Source organism: Cupriavidus sp. KK10, from assembly GCF_018223725.1.
Lineage (GTDB): Bacteria > Pseudomonadota > Gammaproteobacteria > Burkholderiales > Burkholderiaceae > Cupriavidus > Cupriavidus necator.
Genome location: NZ_CP073677.1, coordinates 5,487,216 through 5,504,715 on the forward strand (window position 1 = coordinate 5,487,216; position 17,500 = coordinate 5,504,715).

15 protein-coding genes are annotated in these 17,500 nt (G+C 67.5%); 4 read left to right on the forward strand and 11 right to left on the reverse strand.

The window, feature by feature from the left end; genetic code table 11:
* Nucleotides 1–2: 2 nt before the first annotated feature.
* The 3 genes from KB879_RS25570 to KB879_RS25580 form a co-directional block, all read right to left on the reverse strand.
* Nucleotides 3–452 (reverse strand): GatB/YqeY domain-containing protein, encoded by a 450-nt coding sequence (locus KB879_RS25570; RefSeq protein WP_013957526.1) that lies wholly within the window; start codon nucleotides 450–452, stop codon nucleotides 3–5.
* Nucleotides 453–579: 127 nt separating this feature from the next.
* Complete coding sequence (gene rpsU / locus KB879_RS25575) at nucleotides 580–792, reverse strand: 30S ribosomal protein S21 (RefSeq protein ID WP_013957527.1); 213 nt, start codon at nucleotides 790–792, stop codon at nucleotides 580–582.
* A gap of 137 nt (nucleotides 793–929) precedes the next feature.
* Nucleotides 930–2,195, reverse strand: a complete 1,266-nt coding sequence (locus KB879_RS25580; protein WP_013957528.1) for an NAD(P)/FAD-dependent oxidoreductase — start codon at nucleotides 2,193–2,195, stop codon at nucleotides 930–932.
* Nucleotides 2,196–2,352: 157 nt separating this feature from the next.
* On the opposite strand from KB879_RS25580, the gene tsaD reads away from it, so the two are divergent.
* Complete coding sequence (tsaD, locus tag KB879_RS25585) at nucleotides 2,353–3,387, forward strand: tRNA (adenosine(37)-N6)-threonylcarbamoyltransferase complex transferase subunit TsaD (protein WP_013957529.1); 1,035 nt, start codon at nucleotides 2,353–2,355, stop codon at nucleotides 3,385–3,387.
* 75 nt (nucleotides 3,388–3,462) lie between these two features.
* Here the strand turns inward: tsaD and folE2 are convergent, their stop codons facing one another.
* From folE2 to KB879_RS25605, 4 genes are all read right to left on the reverse strand, one after another.
* Nucleotides 3,463–4,266, reverse strand: coding sequence for a GTP cyclohydrolase FolE2 (gene folE2, locus KB879_RS25590; RefSeq protein WP_013957530.1), 804 nt, complete (start codon nucleotides 4,264–4,266; stop codon nucleotides 3,463–3,465).
* Nucleotides 4,267–4,483: 217 nt separating this feature from the next.
* Nucleotides 4,484–6,400, reverse strand: a complete 1,917-nt coding sequence (dxs, locus tag KB879_RS25595; protein WP_211980025.1) for a 1-deoxy-D-xylulose-5-phosphate synthase — start codon at nucleotides 6,398–6,400, stop codon at nucleotides 4,484–4,486.
* Between the two features lie 25 nt (nucleotides 6,401–6,425).
* Nucleotides 6,426–7,310, reverse strand: coding sequence for a polyprenyl synthetase family protein (locus KB879_RS25600; protein ID WP_211980026.1), 885 nt, complete (start codon nucleotides 7,308–7,310; stop codon nucleotides 6,426–6,428).
* Complete coding sequence (locus KB879_RS25605) at nucleotides 7,307–7,621, reverse strand: exodeoxyribonuclease VII small subunit (RefSeq protein WP_013957533.1); 315 nt, start codon at nucleotides 7,619–7,621, stop codon at nucleotides 7,307–7,309. Before KB879_RS25605 ends, KB879_RS25600 begins: the two co-directional genes overlap by 4 nt.
* 392 nt (nucleotides 7,622–8,013) lie before the next feature.
* On the opposite strand from KB879_RS25605, the gene KB879_RS25610 reads away from it, so the two are divergent.
* From KB879_RS25610 to KB879_RS25620, 3 genes are all read left to right on the forward strand, one after another.
* Nucleotides 8,014–9,117 carry an SRPBCC family protein gene (locus tag KB879_RS25610; RefSeq protein WP_013957534.1) on the forward strand — a complete coding sequence of 368 codons (1,104 nt, stop codon included), beginning with the start codon at nucleotides 8,014–8,016 and terminating at the stop codon, nucleotides 9,115–9,117.
* Between the two features lie 207 nt (nucleotides 9,118–9,324).
* The gene (locus tag KB879_RS25615) at nucleotides 9,325–10,248 is read left to right on the forward strand and encodes a DMT family transporter (RefSeq protein WP_013957535.1); all 924 of its coding nucleotides are present in this window, start codon (nucleotides 9,325–9,327) and stop codon (nucleotides 10,246–10,248) included.
* Between the two features lie 41 nt (nucleotides 10,249–10,289).
* Entirely contained in the window at nucleotides 10,290–11,147 is an 858-nt protein-coding gene (locus tag KB879_RS25620; RefSeq protein ID WP_211980027.1) for a sulfurtransferase, read from the forward strand.
* A 2-nt stretch (nucleotides 11,148–11,149) separates the two neighbouring features.
* Here the strand turns inward: KB879_RS25620 and KB879_RS25625 are convergent, their stop codons facing one another.
* From KB879_RS25625 to polA, 4 genes are all read right to left on the reverse strand, one after another.
* On the reverse strand, nucleotides 11,150–12,040 hold the full coding sequence (locus tag KB879_RS25625; protein ID WP_011615804.1) for a ZIP family metal transporter: 891 nt from the start codon (nucleotides 12,038–12,040) through the stop codon (nucleotides 11,150–11,152).
* A 121-nt stretch (nucleotides 12,041–12,161) separates the two neighbouring features.
* Nucleotides 12,162–13,040: a dienelactone hydrolase family protein gene (locus tag KB879_RS25630; protein ID WP_211980029.1), complete on the reverse strand. Its 879-nt coding sequence runs from the start codon at nucleotides 13,038–13,040 to the stop codon at nucleotides 12,162–12,164.
* 158 nt (nucleotides 13,041–13,198) lie between these two features.
* Complete coding sequence (locus KB879_RS25635; RefSeq protein ID WP_211980030.1) at nucleotides 13,199–14,524, reverse strand: NAD(P)/FAD-dependent oxidoreductase; 1,326 nt, start codon at nucleotides 14,522–14,524, stop codon at nucleotides 13,199–13,201.
* A gap of 157 nt (nucleotides 14,525–14,681) precedes the next feature.
* Nucleotides 14,682–17,498 carry a DNA polymerase I gene (polA, locus tag KB879_RS25640; protein ID WP_211980031.1) on the reverse strand — a complete coding sequence of 939 codons (2,817 nt, stop codon included), beginning with the start codon at nucleotides 17,496–17,498 and terminating at the stop codon, nucleotides 14,682–14,684.
* Nucleotides 17,499–17,500: the final 2 nt, after the last annotated feature.

Consider the following 17,500-nt stretch of genomic DNA (forward strand, 5'->3'; position numbering starts at 1 on the left):
ATTTACTTTGCTGCGAGTGCAGCCTTGACCAGGGCCGATACGGCGGTCATGTCGGCACGGCCAGCCAGCTTGCCCTTGAGCACGCCCATGACCTTGCCCATGTCCTGCGGACCGGCGGCGCCAGTGGCGGCAACGGCCTGCTGGACTTCGGCGGCGACCTCCTCGTCCGACAGCGCGGCGGGCATGTAGGCCTTCAGCACCTCGACTTCCGCCGACTCCTTGTCTGCCAGGTCATTGCGGCCCGCTTGCTGGAACTGCGAGATCGAATCCTTGCGCTGCTTGATCAGTTTCTCGACCACGGCCAGCACGGCGGTATCGTCCAGCTCCACGCGCTCATCGACTTCGCGCTGCTTGATGGCGGCCAGCAACAGGCGGATGGTGCCGAGGCGCTCCGTTTCGCGGGCGCGCATGGCGGCCTTCATGTCTTCGCTGATACGGGCTTTGAGGGACATCGTGATCTTCCAGAAAGTGGGTGGGCACTCACAGGTGGCGGCGGCGACCGCCCGCTGCAAGGCCCAGAACGCAAAAACCCGCCGAAGCGTATGCCACAGCGGGTCGGATGCAAGCGGGAGCGCCGGGTCAGTACAGCTTCTTCGGCAGCATCTGGCTGCGGATGCGCTTGTAATGGCGCTTTTCCGCGGCTGCCTTCTTGCGCTTGCGCGCGGCGGTGGGCTTTTCGTAAAACTCGCGCGCCCGCAGTTCCGGGAGCAGCCCGTTCTTCTCTATGGTGCGCTTGAAACGGCGCATGGCAACTTCAAAAGGCTCGTTTTCCTTGAGATGGATCGTGGTCATTTGGCCAGAAAATAAAGAATTTTCGGGATAAGCGGCTCTACGAAGTTCTGGATTGTAGCATCAACAATCCAACGGGGAAGTGGCGTGCAGCGGACACTTAGCGAGTGCCGCTTACTACCCTTCCAGCTATCACCAGACTATCCTTGGGCTACCGATTGCCCTGCCGAAGCAGTGCGCGATGCCTCTGCCGCGGCCTGCCCCGCCGCCACTGCGGAGGCCCAGGCCCACTGGAAGTTGTAGCCACCCAGCCAGCCGGTCACGTCCACCACCTCGCCGATGAAATACAGGCCCGGCACCTCGCGGGCCATCATGGTGGTGGATGACAGCGCCCGCGTGTCGACCCCGCCCAGCGTGACCTCGGCCTTGCGGTAGCCCTCGGTGCCAGACGGCACGATGCGCCAGCCGTTGAGCGTCGCGCCCAGCTTGCGCAGGGCCTTGTCGGTCACATCATGCAGCGGCATGGCTGCATCCACGCCCGAGGCCGCGCACCAGGCATCGGCCAGCCGCGCCGGCAGCCGTTGCGCCAGCAGGTTGCCCAGGTGCTTGCGGCTGCCGGCCTTCTGCTCCAGCAGCCAGGCGGCGGCATCCTCGCCATCAAACAGGTCGATGGCGATCGGCGTGCCGGGGCGCCAGTAGCTGGAGATCTGCAGCACGGCGGGGCCGGACAGGCCGCGGTGCGTCCACAGCAGGTCTTCGCGGAAGGCCCCGGCCGCCTTGCCGTTGCCGGTGGCGACATCCACTTCCAGCGACACGCCGGCCAGCGGCGCGAACGGCGCCCAGTCCTTGCCATCGAAGGTCAGCGGTACCAGCGCCGGCCGGGTTTCGACGATGCCCAGCCCGAACTGCCGCGCGATGCGGTAGCCAAAGTCGGTGGCGCCGATCTTGGGGATCGACAGCCCGCCGGTGGCCACCACCAGCGCCCCGGCCCGCACCGTGCCGGTGGCGGTGAGCAACAGGAAATCGTCGCCCTCGCGCCGGATCTCGGCCACGGTGCAGCCGGTCTGCCAGCGCACATGGCCGGTGTCGCATTCGGCGCGCAGCATGGCGATCACGTCTTCGGCGCTGTCGTTGCAGAACAGCTGGCCGCGATGCTTCTCGTGCCAGTCGATGCCGTAGCGGCGCATCAGGCCAAGGAAATCCTGCGGCGTGTAGCGCGCCAGCGCAGAGCGGCAGAAGTGCGGATTGGACGACAGGTAGTTGGCGGGCCCGGCCTGCAGGTTGGTGAAATTGCAGCGCCCGCCGCCCGAAATGCGGATCTTCTCGGCCAGCTTGGTGGCATGGTCGATCAGCACCACGCGCGCGCCGTTCTGGCCGGCCACGGCGGCACACATCATGCCGGCCGCGCCCGCACCCAGCACGGCCACGTCATACCGGCCCGTCCGGGCCGATGTTGCCCCGCTCATCGCACGCCTCGCGCATCCATGTGTATTGCCACCGCCAGAGAAAGGGCAGATTGTAGCGAAAAGCACGCCGCGCGCCGCTGTGCTACCCTGCGCGCTTCCTGCAACCTGTTGTTTCGACAGCCGTTTCCCTGACCGGAGACGGCCCTATGCGCTTCCCATGCTTGTCCTCGGCATCGAATCCTCCTGCGACGAAACCGGCCTCGCCCTCTATGACACCGGGACCGGCCTGCTCGCGCATGCGCTGCACTCGCAGATCGCCATGCACCGCGACTACGGCGGCGTGGTGCCGGAACTGGCGTCGCGCGACCATATCCGCCGCGTGCTGCCGCTGCTGGAGCAGGTGCTGGCCGATGCCGGCCGCACCCGCCAGGACATCGACGCCATCGCCTTCACCCAGGGCCCCGGCCTGGCCGGCGCACTGCTGGTGGGCGCCTCGGTGGCCAATGCCCTGGGCTTCGCGCTGAACGTGCCGATGGTGGGCGTGCATCACCTGGAAGGCCACCTGCTGTCGCCGCTGCTGACGCGCGAGCCGCCGCCCTTCCCGTTCGTGGCGCTGCTGGTGTCGGGCGGGCATACGCAACTGATGGAAGTGCGCGGCATCGGCGACTACACGCTGTTGGGCGAAACCCTGGACGACGCCGCCGGCGAAGCCTTCGACAAGACCGCCAAGCTGCTGGGGCTGGGCTATCCGGGCGGCCCGGAAGTGTCGCGGCTGGCCGAATTCGGCATCCCCGGCGCCTTTGCGCTGCCGCGGCCGATGCTGCATTCGGGCAACCTGGATTTCTCCTTCGCCGGGCTGAAGACCGCGGTGCTGACGCAAACCCGCAAGCTCGCCAACACCTGCGAACAGGACCGCGCCAACCTGGCGCGCGCCTTTGTCGATGCCATTGTCGACGTGCTGGCCGCCAAGTCGATGGCGGCGCTCAAGCAGACCGGGCACAAGCGGCTGGTGGTGGCGGGAGGCGTGGGTGCCAACCGGCAGTTGCGCGAGCGGCTGGACCAGATGGGCAAGCAGCGCAAGATCGACGTGTATTACCCGGACCTGGCGTTCTGCACCGACAACGGCGCGATGATCGCGTTTGCCGGCGCGATGCGGCTGCAGGCCGCGCCCGAACTGGCGCGGCACGAGTATGGCTACGGCGTGACGCCGCGCTGGGACCTGGCGGATATCCGCCTGCCTTCGGCGGCCTGAACCGGACCAAAAAAAAAAGAGCCACCGCATGCGGCACCGCATGCGGTGGCTCTTTCCATTGCAGCGACAACGCGGTCAGTCGACGCGCTTGTCCCGCTCGATCACGGCATACGCGCTGTGGTTGTGGATCGACTCAAAGTTCTCCGCCTCCAGCACATACGCCACGATGCGGTCATCCGCATTCAGCCGCATGGCGATATCGCGCACCAGGTCCTCGACGAACTTGGGATTTTCATAGGCGCGCTCGGTGACGAACTTCTCGTCGGGGCGCTTGAGCAGGCCCCACAGCTCGCACGAGGCCTCTTCCTCGGCCATGCGGACCAGCGCTTCCACCGGCAGCTCGCCGGCCAGCTCCACGTCCATGGTGATATGCGAACGCTGGTTGTGCGCGCCGTACTGCGAGATCTTCTTCGAGCACGGGCACAGGCTGGTCACCGGCACCAGCGCCTTCAGGAACACGCGCGTGGCGCCGTTGCGCACTTCGCCGGTCAGCGTGACCTCGTAGTCCAGCAGCGACTCCACGCCCGACACCGGCGCGATCTTGCTGATGAAGTACGGGAAGGTGACCTCGATGCGGCCAGCCTCGGCCTCCAGCTTCTCCAGCATCTTGTCCAGCATCAGCCGGAAGCTGGCCAGCTCCAGCGGTGCGCGCTCTTCTTCCAGCAGCGCGACGAAGCGCGACATATGCGTGCCCTTCTGGTCCGCCGGCAGGTGCACGTCGAGATTGAAGGTGCCCACTGTCGGCACGATGCCGGTCGGGGTCTTCAGGGTCACGGGGTAACGCACGCCCTTGACGCCGACACGCTGGATGGGGATCTGGCGGGTGTCGGGGCTCGACTGGACGTCGGGCATGATGAAGGCGGGGTTGATGTCATTCATCTACGGTTTCCTCCAGGGTCGCGCCCAAGTGGGGCGGCACGAGCCCTTACGGTCGCGGCATTTTCGCAGTCCATCCATGCCGCGCAACGAGTGTGAAACCACGGGATCCGGCAAATGGCACGCCGGCCCGCAGCTGCGAACACAAAAAAGGGGAGTTTAAGGGAATTCGGACGCACTCGTGGTGCGAGGGCCGAATCCCCTTCGGGACAGCAGGTGATCAGGCCACGCGCGAGGCGACCGTGACCTTGGGCTGGTCCAGCCCGAAGCGCTCGCGCACCGAGCGCTCGATGCCGGCCGCGTCCAGGCCGCATTGCTGCAGCAGGTAGGCCGGGTCGCCGTGGTCGACGAAGCGGTCGGGCAGGCCCAGCGTCAGCACCGGCTTGTCGATGCCGGCCTCGGCCAGCGCTTCGAGCACGGCGCTACCGGCGCCGCCCATCACGCTGCCCTCTTCCACCGTCACAAGGTAGTCGTTCTCCGCGGCCAGGCGCTTGACCAGTTCCACGTCGAGCGGCTTGACGAAGCGCATGTCGGCGACCGCGGCGTCCAGTGCCTCGGCGGCACCCAGGGCCGGGTGCACCATCGAGCCGAACGCCAGGAAGCCCACGCGATGCCCCGCGCGCGCACCGCCCTCGCGGCGCATCACGCCCTTGCCGACCGGCACGGTGGTGAGCTCGGCGGCAATGGCGGCGCCCGGGCCGGAGCCGCGCGGATAGCGCACGGCGCTCGGGCAGGTCTGGTGGAATGCCGTGCTCAGCAGCTGACGGCACTCGTTCTCGTCGGACGGCGTCATCACCATCATGTTGGGGATGCAGCGCAGGTAGGCGATATCGTAGGCGCCCGCGTGCGTGGCGCCGTCGGCGCCGACCAGGCCGGCGCGGTCCAGCGCGAACACCACCGGCAGGTTCTGCAGCGCCACGTCGTGGATCAGCTGGTCATAGCCGCGCTGCAGGAAGGTCGAGTAGATCGCCACCACCGGCTTCAGGCCTTCGCAGGCCAGGCCACCGGCAAAGGTCACGGCGTGCTGCTCGGCGATGCCCACGTCGTAGTAGCGGTCCGGGAAGCGCTTCTCGAACTCGACCATGCCCGAGCCCTCGCGCATCGCCGGGGTAATGCCGACCAGGCGCTTGTCGGCCGCGGCCATGTCGCACAGCCAGTCGCCGAACACCTGCGTGTAGGTCTTGCGCGCCGGCTTGGCCGCGGGGCGGATGCCCTCGGCCGGATTGAACTTGCCCGGGCCGTGGTACAGGATCGGGTCGGCCTCGGCCAGCTTGTAGCCCTGGCCCTTCTTGGTCACCACGTGCAGGAACTGCGGGCCGGCACCCTCGAGCGCGCGCTGGCGGATATTCAGCAGCGTCGGCACCAGCGAGTTCAGGTCATGGCCGTCGATCGGCCCGATGTAGTTGAAGCCGAATTCCTCGAACAGCGTGGCCGGCACCATCATGCCCTTGGCATGTTCCTCGAAGCGCTTGGCGAACTCCAGCACCGGTGGTGCCACCGACAGGACTTTCTCGATGCCCTTCTTGGTGGCCGCGTAGAACTGGCCGCTCAAGAGCCGCGCCAGGTGGCGGTTGAGCGCGCCCACCGGCGGCGAGATCGACATGTCGTTGTCGTTGAGCACCACCACCAGCGGCAGGTCCTTGTAGACGCCGGCGTTGTTCAGCGCCTCGAAAGCCATGCCCGCGGTCATGGCGCCGTCGCCGATCACCGCCACCGAGACGCGCTTCTCGCCCAGCGTGCGCGCGCCCAGCGCCATGCCCAGCGCGGCCGAGATCGAGGTCGACGAATGCGCCGTGCCGAAGGTGTCGTATTCGCTCTCGCTGCGGCGCGGGAAGCCCGAGATGCCGCCCCACTGGCGCAGCGTGCCCATGCGCTCGCGGCGCCCGGTCAGGATCTTGTGCGGATAGCTCTGGTGGCCCACGTCCCACACCAGCCGGTCGTCCGGGGTGTTGAAGACGTAGTGCAGCGCGATGGTCAGCTCTACCGTGCCCAGGTTGGACGACAGGTGGCCGCCGGTCTGTGAGACCGACTCCAGCACATAGGCGCGCAGTTCGTCCGCCAGGGTCTGGAGCTCGCGCCGGTCGAGCTTGCGCAGGTCTGCGGGGGCGTCAATCTTGTTGAGAAGTGCGTAGGTCATGATGTCCGTTCGGCCGGCTCTCTGTTTAATGTGTGCGCAGCACGATCAGGTCCGCCAGGTCCCGCAGGCGGTCCGCGCGCTCGCCAAAGCCGGCCAGCGCCTCGTGTGCCTCTGCGCGCAGCGTCCCGGCCAGTGCGCGAGCCGGGTCAAGTCCCATCAGCGATACATAGGTCGGCTTGTCATGGGCGGCGTCCTTGCCGGCGGTCTTGCCCAGCGTGGCGGTATCGGCAGTGACGTCCAGAATATCGTCAACCACCTGGAACGCCAATCCCACTGCCGCCGCATAGCGGTCCAGCGCAGCCAGTCCCTGGGCATCGATTTCACCACATAGTGCGCCCATGCGCACACTGGCGCGCAACAGCGCGCCGGTTTTCATGCGGTGCATGGCCTCGAGCGCCTCGCGCGTCATGGCCCGGCCCACGTTCTGCAGGTCGATCGCCTGGCCGCCGGCCATGCCGGTCGAGCCCGACGCCAGCGCCAGTTCGGCCACGAGCCGCAGCCGCGCCGCGGGCGCGATCGCCCCGGCACCGGCCAGCACGATAAAGGCCTGGGTCTGCAGCGCGTCGCCAACCAGCAAGGCGGTGGCCTCGTCATAGGCCTTGTGCACGGTGGGCCGGCCGCGGCGCAGGTCGTCGTCATCCATGCAGGGCATGTCGTCGTGCACCAGCGAATAGGCGTGGATCATCTCCACCGCGCAGGCCGCCGCGTCGCAGGCGGCCGGGGCCGCCCCGCTGACCTCGCCGGCGGCATGCACCAGCAGCGGCCGCACGCGCTTGCCGCCGCTCAGTGCAGCATAGCGCATGGCCTCGTGCAGCGTATGCGGCACTGTGTTGCCATCGGGCAACGCTGCCTGCAGCGCGGCTTCGGTCCGGGCGCCCTGCGCCTGCATCCATTGGGCGAAGTCGGTCATTCGTCGTCCGCCCCCGACGCGCCGCCATTGCCACCGTTTGCACCGCTGCCTTCGCCGGCCAGCGGCTTGAGCACGTCGCCCTCCAGCACCTTGACCTGCTGCTCAACGCGCTCCAGCTTTTGCTGGCAGTAGCGCACCAGTTCGGCGCCCCGGCGGTAGGCCGCCAGCGATGCCTCGAGCGGCAGTTCGCCGCTCTCCATGCTGGCCACCAGGGTCTCGAGCTCGGCCATTGCCGCTTCGTAGGAAGCGGGCGGCGCCGAGGCCGCGGTGGTGTCGTCGGTCTGGACCGGAGCGGTCATCGTTTTTGGCATGTCTGGCCCTGGAAATATGGAATCCGGTCGAATCATAAGGAAACCCGGATGGGGAAGCCCGGATTTTACGCCAAAGCCGGCCCTTGCCCCATCCTTGCGGAGCCGCGGGGCAACCTCCGATGAGTGCCTTTGGGGCATATGTGACTTGTGCGCTCGGGTCGTCTTTCCGAATGCGCCCGGTACGGCACCCAGATGACGACCCGGGTCGACTTTTTCGCTAAAAAGGCAAAAAAATCAGGCCCTTAACTTTTTGGCTCGGGTACAATCCCCCGTTCGCCGCCAGGGGTGCATGGGAGTCTCTCCCGACCTGGCGACTGTCTTTCCCAAATCGATTCAATTTTCGATGGTTGGGTTGTTCACTGCTTTCACCTGTTCATCTGGGAGTGGGGATAATGTCCAATCTCAGCACCGCGCTCAAGCTGGCGCCGGCTGATACGCAACTGCCCGTCGGCGTCTATTTCGACGAAGCGCTGCATCAACAAGAACTCGAACTGCTGTTCAGGAATGGCCCGGGCTATATCGGCCACGAGCTGATGGTTCCGGAAGTCGGCGACTACCACACGCTCAGGGCCGAGGACGAAGGCCGCATGCTGGTACGCAACGCCGCGGGCATCGAACTGATGTCCAACGTCTGCCGCCACCGCCAGGCCATCATGCTCAACGGCCGCGGCAATGCGCAGAACATCGTCTGCCCCCTGCACCGCTGGACCTACGACCTGAAGGGCGAGCTGCTCGGCGCGCCGCATTTCGACAAGCAACCCTGCCTGCACCTGAAGCGCTCGCCGCTGCAGAACTGGAACGGCCTGCTGTTCGACGGCAAGCGCGACGTGCGCGCCGACCTGGCCAGGCTGGGCGTGGCGCAGGACCTGAACTTCGACGGCTACATGCTGGACCACGTCGAGGTGCACGAGTGCGACTACAACTGGAAGACCTTTATCGAGGTCTATCTGGAGGACTACCACGTCGTGCCGTTCCACCCGGGGCTGGGCAGCTTCGTCTCATGCGACGACCTCAAATGGGAGTTCGGCGAGTGGCACAGCGTGCAGACCGTGGGCCTGCATGCCGGCCTGAAGCGCCCCGGCAGCCCGACGTACCAGAAGTGGCACGACGCGGTGCTGCGCTTCAACGACGGCGTGCTGCCCAAGCACGGCGCGATCTGGCTGACCTACTACCCCAACATCATGGTGGAGTGGTACCCGAACGTGCTGGTGATCTCGACGCTGCACCCGGTCGGCCCGCGCAAGACGCGCAATGTGGTGGAGTTCTACTACCCCGAGGAAATCGCGCTGTTCGAGCGCGAGTTCGTCGAGGCCGAGCGCGCCGCCTACATGGAAACCTGCATCGAGGACGACGAGATCGCCGAGCGCATGGATGCCGGCCGGCTCGCGCTGCTCAAGCGCGGCACCAGCGAGGTCGGCCCGTACCAGTCGCCGATGGAAGACGGCATGCAGCATTTCCATGAGTGGTATCGCCGCGCCATGGCTTACGCTGGCTAGTGCAATAACCGCACAACGCACGCAGGAACGGACCGCCACGGCGGTCCGTTTTGCTTTGGGACACGAAGTGCACTGCTAGAATCATTGTCCGGTGCCGGCCGCGCATACCGCCGCGCCAGACCGCTTTCGCGACGCGAGGCCAGCCACGAAGCCCCGCGCGCGCGCCGGATGTCTCTCCTTCCCGCTTCGCTTCACCACGCCCTCGCCATGCAATCGCTCTGGATGCTGTTCGCCGCCTTCGCCTTCTCGTTGATGGGGGTTGGCGTCAAGCTGGCATCCGATCTCTACACCACCGGCGAGATCGTCTTCTACCGCGGTCTGATCAGCGTGGTCATCATGTGGGTGCTGCTGTCCTCGCGCGGTGTCCCGGTGCGCACGCCCTACATGCTGTCGCACATCAAGCGCAGCGTGTTCGGCGTGACCGCGCTGATGCTGTGGTTCACCTCGATCTCGCTGCTGCCGCTGGCCACCGCGATGACGCTGAACTACATGTCGCCGGTATGGATCGCGCTGATCCTGGGCGCCGGCGCGGCGCTGGCCGGCACCGGCGGCAATGCCGACCGGCGCCTGGTGCTGGCGATCCTGCTGTCCTTTGCCGGCGTGATCTGCCTGTTGCAGCCTTCAGTCGGCAAGGACCAGCTGACCGGCGGCCTGGTCGGACTGATCTCGGGCATGTTCACGGCGCTGGCCTATGTCGAGGTGCGCCAGCTCGGCCAGCTGGGCGAGCCCGAGGGCCGCATCGTGTTCTATTTCTCGCTGGTCGGGATGATCGCCGGACTCGCGTGGATGCTGCTGGGCGGCACCAGCCCGCACACCTGGTACGGCGCCGGCCTGCTGCTGGCCATCGGCATCCTGGCCACGCTGGGCCAGACCGCGATGACGCGCGCCTACAAGCGCGGCAACACGCTGCTGACCGCCAACCTGCAATACGCCGGCATCGTCTTCTCCAGCGTGTGGGGCATGCTGATCTGGTCTGACCGCCTGAACTGGCTGTCTTGGCTGGGCATGGGGCTGATCATCGCCAGCGGCATCGCCACCACGCTGATGCGCGCGCGCCAGGGCACCGATGCCAAGCCCACGCCGGCCACGCCGGTCAAGTCGCCGGAGGCGGAAGTCCATCCCGAGGTGTAGCATCTCCTAAGCCCATTTCCATCGATCGCAACAGGATTCCCATGCAGAAACCGCTGATTTCCGTCACCGCACTGCAATCGCTGCTGGCCACGCCCGGCGGCTGCGTCGTGATCGACTGCAGCTTCGATCTGGCCGACCCGGCGGCCGGCCGCGAGGCCTATCGTACCGGCCACCTGCCCGACGCCTTCTACCTGCACCTGGACAACGAGCTGTCCGGCCCCAAGACCGGCAGCAACGGCCGCCACCCCCTGCCCGACGCCGACGACCTGGCGGCGCGCCTGCAGGCGCTGGGCGTGGACAACGACACCCCGGTAGTGGCCTACGATGCGCAGGGCGGCATGTTCGCCGCGCGGCTGTGGTGGCTGCTGCGCTGGCTCGGCCACGATGCCGTGGCCGTGCTCGACGGCGGCAAGGACGCCTGGGTCAAGGCCGGCCTGCCGCTGGAACACGATGCCGCGCAAGAGCCGGAGTTCCCCGGCAAGTTCCAACGCCGCAAGTCGCTGGTGCCGACCGTCGACGCCGCCGCGCTGGTGGACAACCTCGAACGCGCCACGCTGCTGGTGGTGGATGCGCGCGCCCCCGACCGCTTCCGCGGCGAGAACGAGACGCTGGACCCGGTTGGCGGCCATATCCCCGGCGCAGTCAATCGCTTCTTCAAAGACAACCTGGGGACGGACGGCCGCTTCAAGCCAGCCGAGACCCTGCGCGCGGAATTCGGCGCAGTGCTGGGCGCGCGCGCCCCGGCGCAGGCAGTGATGCAGTGCGGCTCGGGCGTCACGGCCTGCCACAACCTGCTGGCGCTGGAAGCGGCCGGCCTGGGCGGCGCGGCGCTGTATCCGGGATCATGGAGCGAATGGTGCGCCGACCCGGCGCGCCCGGTCGCTACCGGGGCCGCCTGAGATCAGCGTGACGAGGCAATGGGCGCGGCGGGCGCGATATGGCCGTGCCCGCCGTGGCTGTGACTCTCGTGCACGCCGTTGGTGATGAAGACGATCGCCGAGATGCCCGCAGCCACCAGCACCACCTGGATCGCCGACTCGCGCCAGCGCGGCTTGCGCTGCATCTGGGGCATCAGGTCGCTGACCGCGATATAGAGGAAGCTGCTGGCGGCAATCACCAGCACGTACGGGATCCAGCCGCTCAGCTGGTCGAGCAGGAAATACCCGACCACACCGCCGGCGATGGCCGCCAGGCTCGACAGCAGGTTGAAGGCGAAGGCACGCGCCTTGGAGAAACCGGCGTTGAGCAGCACGATGAAGTCGCCCACTTCCTGCGGGATCTCGTGCGCCGCGATCGCCAGCGCGGTGACCACGCCGATATGCGGATCGGCCAGGAAGGCCGCCGCGATCACGATGCCGTCGGCAAAATTGTGGAAGGTGTCGCCGACCAGGATGGTCAGGCCGCTGCGGCCCGCTTCCTCGCGGTCATGGCCGTGATGGTGGTGGTGCCCGTCGCCCTCGTGGTGGTGCGAGTGGCGCAGCAGCGAGATCTTTTCCAGCAGGAAGAAACCCAGCAGCCCCGCCAGCAGCGTGCCGAACAGCGCGCGCGGGTCGGCGCCGGACTCGAATGCCTCGGGCAGCGAATGCAGCAGCGCGGTGGCCAGCAGCACGCCCACCGAAAAGCTCACCATGCGCTCGACCACGCGGGACGCCACGGTCAGCGACAGCAGCGCCGCCCCGAAAATGCTGCCCACCCCCGAGATCGTGGCGGCGAGCAGGATATACAAAAGCGTCGAATGGATGATGGGCTCCCGGGGTGGCGGTACCGGGCGGCCCCGCCGTTCCGCCCGCATCGCGCCGGGCGGCTAACGCAACAATGTTGCAATAACTCAAAGGCCGCATTGTACGTATCCGCCGGGACTTTGCAATCCTGCTGTCGGGCGAGAGGCGCCTCGCGGCGCCCGGACGGCCGGCTCAGGCCACGCCGTGCTGCCTGAACCAGTCCAGGCACTTCTGCCAGCCATCCCTGGCGTCGGCTTCACGGTAGCTGGGCCGGTAGTCGGCATGGAAGGCATGGCCGGATTCGGGGTACACGATAAAGCGCGAGGCCTTGGCGTCCGGGTCGGACGACGCCGCCAGCGCGGACTTCATCCTCTCCACTTGCTCCAGAGGGATGCCGGTGTCCTTGCCGCCATACAGGCCGAGTACCGGGGCATGGAGCTGGCCGACCAGGTCAATGGGATTCTTCGGCTTGAGCGGGGTCGGCTCGGGCGCCAGCTGGCCATACCAGGCCACGCCGGCCTTCAGGCGCTTGCTGTGCGCGGCATAGAGCCAGGTCATGCGCCCGCCCCAGCAGAAGCCGGTGATGGCGAGGCGCGACACATCGCCGCCGTTGGCACCGGCCCAGGCCACCGCGGCGTCCAGGTCGCCCATCACCTGCGCATCAGGCACCTTGGCGATCACCTCGCGCTGCAACTCCTGGATGGTGCCGAAGCTCTGCGGATCGCCCTGGCGCGCGAACAGTTCCGGCCCGATCGCCAGGTAGCCCAGCTTGGCAAAGCGCCGGCACACGTCGGCGATATGCTCGTGCACGCCGAAGATCTCGCTGACCACCAGCACCACCGGCAGGTTCTTCTTGCCTTCGGGCTGGGCGCGGTAGGCCGGCATGCTGAAGCCGCCTGAGGGGATGGTGACCTCGCCGGCGCTCAGGCCGGCAAAGTCGGTCTTGATGGCCTGCTGGGCCATCACCGGCAGCGCGGCCGCCGCAAAGGCGGAACCCAGCGCCATCTTGACAAACCCGCGGCGGTCGAACGTCTGGCCGGGGACGAGGCTATCCACTTCCGGTTTGAGCATGCGTGTCTCCAGGATCGTTGGTGGCTGGGCCGGGATGCGGCGCCAGCGCCAGATTTTAAGCAGACATGGAGAAAACATGGGGCGGCTTTGCAGCCACCCCCGCACGCCAGCCGCCCGCGCGGCATGGTGCAGCGCGGAAAGCCCCGCCCGGGCGCGCGTCAGTGCAGCTTGACGCGCGGGCTGGTCTTGCGGCGCAGCCAGTGCGAGATGGTATCCAGTGCCATGCCCACGGCGCCGTGCAGCGCCATCACATGCATCCGGTAGAGCGACGTGTACATGACGCGCGCCATCAGCCCTTCGATGAACATCGAGCCGCCGATCAGCCCGCCCATCAGGCTGCCCACCGCGCTGAAATGCCCCAGCGACACCAGCGAGCCGAGGTCCTGGAAGGCGAACGATGGCAGCGGGCGCCCGTCCAGCCGGGCACGCAGCGCGTTGTAGAGGAAGGTGGCCTGCTGGTGCGCGGCCTGTGCGCGCGGCGGCACCGCGGTCTGCTTCTCGGGCCACGGGCAGCTGGCGCAGTCGCCGAAGGCGAAGATGTCCGGGTCGCCCTCGCTCTGCAGCGTCGGGCCGACCACGATCTGGCCCTGGCGGCTGACCGGCAGTCCCAGCGCGGCCAGCACCGGCGGCGCGGTGATGCCCGCCGCCCACACCGTCAGGTCGGCATCGATATGCTTGCCGCTGGCGGTCAGCACCGCCTGCGGCGTGACCTCGGTCACGCGCTCGCTGGTCAGGACATCGACGTCGAGCTTCTTCAGCAGCTTGGCGGTCTCGACCGAGACCCGCTCGGACAGCGCCGGCAGGATGCGCGGGCCGGCCTCGATCACGTGGATATGCACATCGCGGCGCGGGTCAAGCTGGTGCAGGCCGTAGGCGCTGAGCACGTGCGCGGTGTTGCGCAGCTCGGCCGACAGCTCCACGCCGGTGGCGCCCGCGCCGATGATGGCCACGTCCACGCGCGGCCGGCCGTCCTCGCCCACGCGCCCGCGCCCGTTCTGGGCCCGCACGCAGGCCGCGATCAGCCGCTTGCGGAAGCGCTCGGCCTGCGCCACGACGTCCAGTGCGATGGCATTCTCGGCCGCGCCGGGCACGCCGAAGAAATGCGTGACGCAGCCGATCGCCAGCACCAGCGTGTCATAGGGCAGCTCGCGCGCCGGCAGCAGTTCGGCGCCGTCCTCGTCGAAGCTGGCCGACACCGAGATGGTCTTGCGGGTGCGGTCGATGCCGGTCAGCTCGCCCAGCTGGAACTCGAAGTGATGCCAGCGCGCCTGCGCCGCGTATTCCAGCTGGTGCGTGTTGGGGTCCATGCTGCCGGCTGCCACTTCATGCAGCAGCGGCTTCCAGATGTGGGTGGGCAGGCGGTCCACCAGCACCACCTGCGCTTTCCCCTCGCGGCCGAGCTTGTCGCCCAGCTTCGTTACCAGTTCCAGCCCCCCTGCTCCCCCACCGACGACAACAATGCGGGGCGTCCTTGTTTCTGTCATGGTCTACCTGATGCGTTTTTGTGAATTCTTGCCTGAGGCGTTTGCCACAGTCTGCTGCATTGCAGCATACCTGGCAAGCCGGTAAGCCTGACTCAGCAGTCGCTTCATTCGATACCACAACGCATGGGCGGCGCAGGCTGGCTGACAGGCCGCCTCATCAGTGCGCTTCTTCCCAGTTGGCGCCGCTGCCCACTTCGGCCACCAGCGGCACGCGCAGCTGCGCCACCGAGCACATCAGCTCCGGCAGCCGCACCTTGACCAGCTCCAGTTCGTGCTCCGGCACCTCCAGCACCAGTTCATCGTGCACCTGCATGATCTGTCGCGTCTGCAGCCCGTCGCGCTCCAGCCAGGCCTGCACCGCGATCATCGACAGCTTGATCAGGTCGGCAGCGGTGCCCTGCATCGGCGCGTTGATGGCGGCGCGCTCGGCGGCCTGGCGGCGCGGGCCGCTGCCGCCGTTGATGTCGGGCAGCCACAGCCGGCGGCCGAACACGGTCTCGACATAGCCCTGCTCGCGCGCGGTCTGCCGGGTCTCTTCCATGTAGTGGGCCACGCCGGGATAGCGCATGAAATAGCGGTCGATATAGTTCTTGGCGGCCTCGCGCTCGATGCCCAGGTTGCCGGCCAGGCCGAACGCGCTCATGCCGTAGATCAGGCCGAAGTTGATCACCTTGGCGTAGCGGCGCTGCTCGCTGCTGACGGCCTCGCGCTCGACACCGAAGATCTCGCCGGCGGTGGCGCGGTGGATGTCCTCGCCGTTGGCAAACGCGCGCAGCAGGTTCTCGTCGCCCGAGATATGGGCCATGATGCGCAGTTCGATCTGGGAATAGTCGGCCGAGACGATCACGCTGCCCGGCTCGGCGATAAAGGCTTCGCGGATGCGGCGGCCTTCCTCGGTGCGCACCGGGATGTTCTGCAGGTTGGGCTCGGTCGACGCCAGCCGGCCGGTCACCGCGGTGGCCTGGCCGTAGCTGGTGTGCACACGGCCGGTCTGCGGGTTGACCATCTTGGGCAGCTTGTCGGTATAGGTGGACTTGAGCTTGGCCAGGCCGCGGTAGTCCAGCAGCAGCTTGGGCAGCGGGTAGTCCTCGGCCAGCTTCTGCAACACCTCTTCGTCGGTCGAGGGCGCACCGCTGGCGGTCTTCTTCACCACCGGCAGCTTCATCTGGCTGAACAGGATCTCGCCGATCTGCTTGGGCGAGCCCAGGTTGAACGGCTGGCCCGCGGCTTCGTACGCGGACTGCTCCAGCGCCAGCATGCGCTGGCCCAGCTCGGCGCTCTGCGCGGCCAGGCGTTCGGCATCGATCAGCACGCCGTTGCGCTCGACCTTCTGCAGCACCACCGAGACCGGCATCTCGATCTCTTCATACACGCGGCGCAGGCCCGCCGCGGCTTCCACCTGCGGGAACATCTTGCGGTGCAGGCGCAGCGTCACGTCAGCGTCTTCGGCGGCGTATTCGGTGGCGCGCGCCAGGTCGATCTGGTCGAAGCCGATCTGGCTGGCGCCCTTGCCGCACACCTCTTCATAGGTGATGGTCTTCAGGCTCAGCAGGCGCTCGGCCAGGCTGTCCATGCCATGGTTGCGGTGCGAGGCCAGCACGTAGCTCTGCAGCATGGTGTCGTGCGCCACGCCGCGCAGCTTCACGCCATGGTTGGCAAAGACATGGACGTCGTACTTGAGGTTCTGGCCCAGCTTCGGGCGGCTGGCATCTTCCAGCCATGCGCGCATGCGCTCCAGCACGAACTCGCGCGACAGCTGACCGTGGTCGGGCAGCCCGGCCACGTCCGGGCCACGGTGCGCCACCGGGATATAGCAGGCCTCGCCCGCCACGACCGACAGCGAGATGCCGACCAGCTGTGCCTGCATCGGGTCCAGCGAGGTGGTCTCGGTGTCGATCGCCACCAGCGGCGCGGCCTCGATGCGCCGCATCCAGTCTTCCAGCTGGGCTTCGGTGCTGACCGTCTGGTAGCGGATCTCGGTCGGCGCGGCCTCGTCCGCTGCCGGTGCCTCGGCTTCGCCGGCCGTGGCCGGCGCATCGAACAGGCCGCCTTGCGCGGGGGCGGCGGCCGCGCGGGCGCGGGCCTGGGCGCGGGCATCGGGCAGGCTTTCACCGGTCGCTTCGCGCAGCCAGGTCTTGAAGCCGTAGCGCGAGAAAAACGCCACCAGCTTGTCCTTGTCCTCGCCGATTTCGCGCAGCGCGTGGAAGTCCGCCACCGCGGCGGAGAGGTCGCAGTCGGTCTTGACCGTGACCAGCTGGCGCGCCATCGGCAGCCAGTCCAGCGTATTGCGCAGGTTCTCGCCCACCACGCCCTTGATGCCGGGAGCGGCGGCCATCACGCCGTCGAGCGAGCCATGCTCGGCCAGCCATTTGACCGCGGTCTTGGGGCCCACCTTGGGCACGCCCGGCACGTTGTCCACCGCATCACCGATCAGCGACAGGTAGTCGATGATGCGCTCGGGCGGCACGCCGAACTTGGCCACCACGCCAGGGGGATCGAGCACCTCGCCGCTCATGGTGTTGACCAGCGTGACCTGGTCGTTGACCAGCTGCGCCAGGTCCTTGTCGCCGGTGGACACCACCGTGCGCACGCCCTGCTCCGTGGCCTGGCGCGACAGCGTGCCGATCACGTCGTCGGCCTCCACGCCGTCCACCACCACGATCGGCCAGCCCATGGCGCGCACGGCCTCATGGATCGGCTCGATCTGGCGCGCCAGGTCTTCCGGCATCGACGGGCGATGTTCCTTGTAGGCCGGATACATGTCGTCGCGGAAGGTCTTGCCCTTTGCATCGAACACGCAGGCGCTATACTCTGCCGGGTAGTCGTTGCGCAACTTGCGCAGCATGTTGATCATGCCGTAGATTGCCCCTGTGGGCAGACCCTCCCCATTCCTCAGGTCCGGCAGAGCGTGATAAGCGCGATACAGATAGCTCGATCCGTCGACGAGCAAGAGTGTTTTTGGACTATCCGACATTC

What these genes read in the sequence shown, in the direction of transcription:
- KB879_RS25570 (WP_013957526.1), bottom strand. Translation starts at nt 452, where the DNA reads ATGTCCCTCAAAGCCCGTATCAGCGAAGACATGAAGGCCGCCATGCGC.
- rpsU (WP_013957527.1), bottom strand. Translation starts at nt 792, where the DNA reads ATGACCACGATCCATCTCAAGGAAAACGAGCCTTTTGAAGTTGCCATG.
- KB879_RS25580 (WP_013957528.1), bottom strand. Translation starts at nt 2,195, where the DNA reads ATGAGCGGGGCAACATCGGCCCGGACGGGCCGGTATGACGTGGCCGTG.
- tsaD (WP_013957529.1), top strand. Translation starts at nt 2,353, where the DNA reads ATGCTTGTCCTCGGCATCGAATCCTCCTGCGACGAAACCGGCCTCGCC.
- folE2 (WP_013957530.1), bottom strand. Translation starts at nt 4,266, where the DNA reads ATGAATGACATCAACCCCGCCTTCATCATGCCCGACGTCCAGTCGAGC.
- dxs (WP_211980025.1), bottom strand. Translation starts at nt 6,400, where the DNA reads ATGACCTACGCACTTCTCAACAAGATTGACGCCCCCGCAGACCTGCGC.
- KB879_RS25600 (WP_211980026.1), bottom strand. Translation starts at nt 7,310, where the DNA reads ATGACCGACTTCGCCCAATGGATGCAGGCGCAGGGCGCCCGGACCGAA.
- KB879_RS25605 (WP_013957533.1), bottom strand. Translation starts at nt 7,621, where the DNA reads ATGCCAAAAACGATGACCGCTCCGGTCCAGACCGACGACACCACCGCG.
- KB879_RS25610 (WP_013957534.1), top strand. Translation starts at nt 8,014, where the DNA reads ATGTCCAATCTCAGCACCGCGCTCAAGCTGGCGCCGGCTGATACGCAA.
- KB879_RS25615 (WP_013957535.1), top strand. Translation starts at nt 9,325, where the DNA reads ATGCAATCGCTCTGGATGCTGTTCGCCGCCTTCGCCTTCTCGTTGATG.
- KB879_RS25620 (WP_211980027.1), top strand. Translation starts at nt 10,290, where the DNA reads ATGCAGAAACCGCTGATTTCCGTCACCGCACTGCAATCGCTGCTGGCC.
- KB879_RS25625 (WP_011615804.1), bottom strand. Translation starts at nt 12,040, where the DNA reads ATGCGGGCGGAACGGCGGGGCCGCCCGGTACCGCCACCCCGGGAGCCC.
- KB879_RS25630 (WP_211980029.1), bottom strand. Translation starts at nt 13,040, where the DNA reads ATGCTCAAACCGGAAGTGGATAGCCTCGTCCCCGGCCAGACGTTCGAC.
- KB879_RS25635 (WP_211980030.1), bottom strand. Translation starts at nt 14,524, where the DNA reads ATGACAGAAACAAGGACGCCCCGCATTGTTGTCGTCGGTGGGGGAGCA.
- polA (WP_211980031.1), bottom strand. Translation starts at nt 17,498, where the DNA reads ATGTCGGATAGTCCAAAAACACTCTTGCTCGTCGACGGATCGAGCTAT.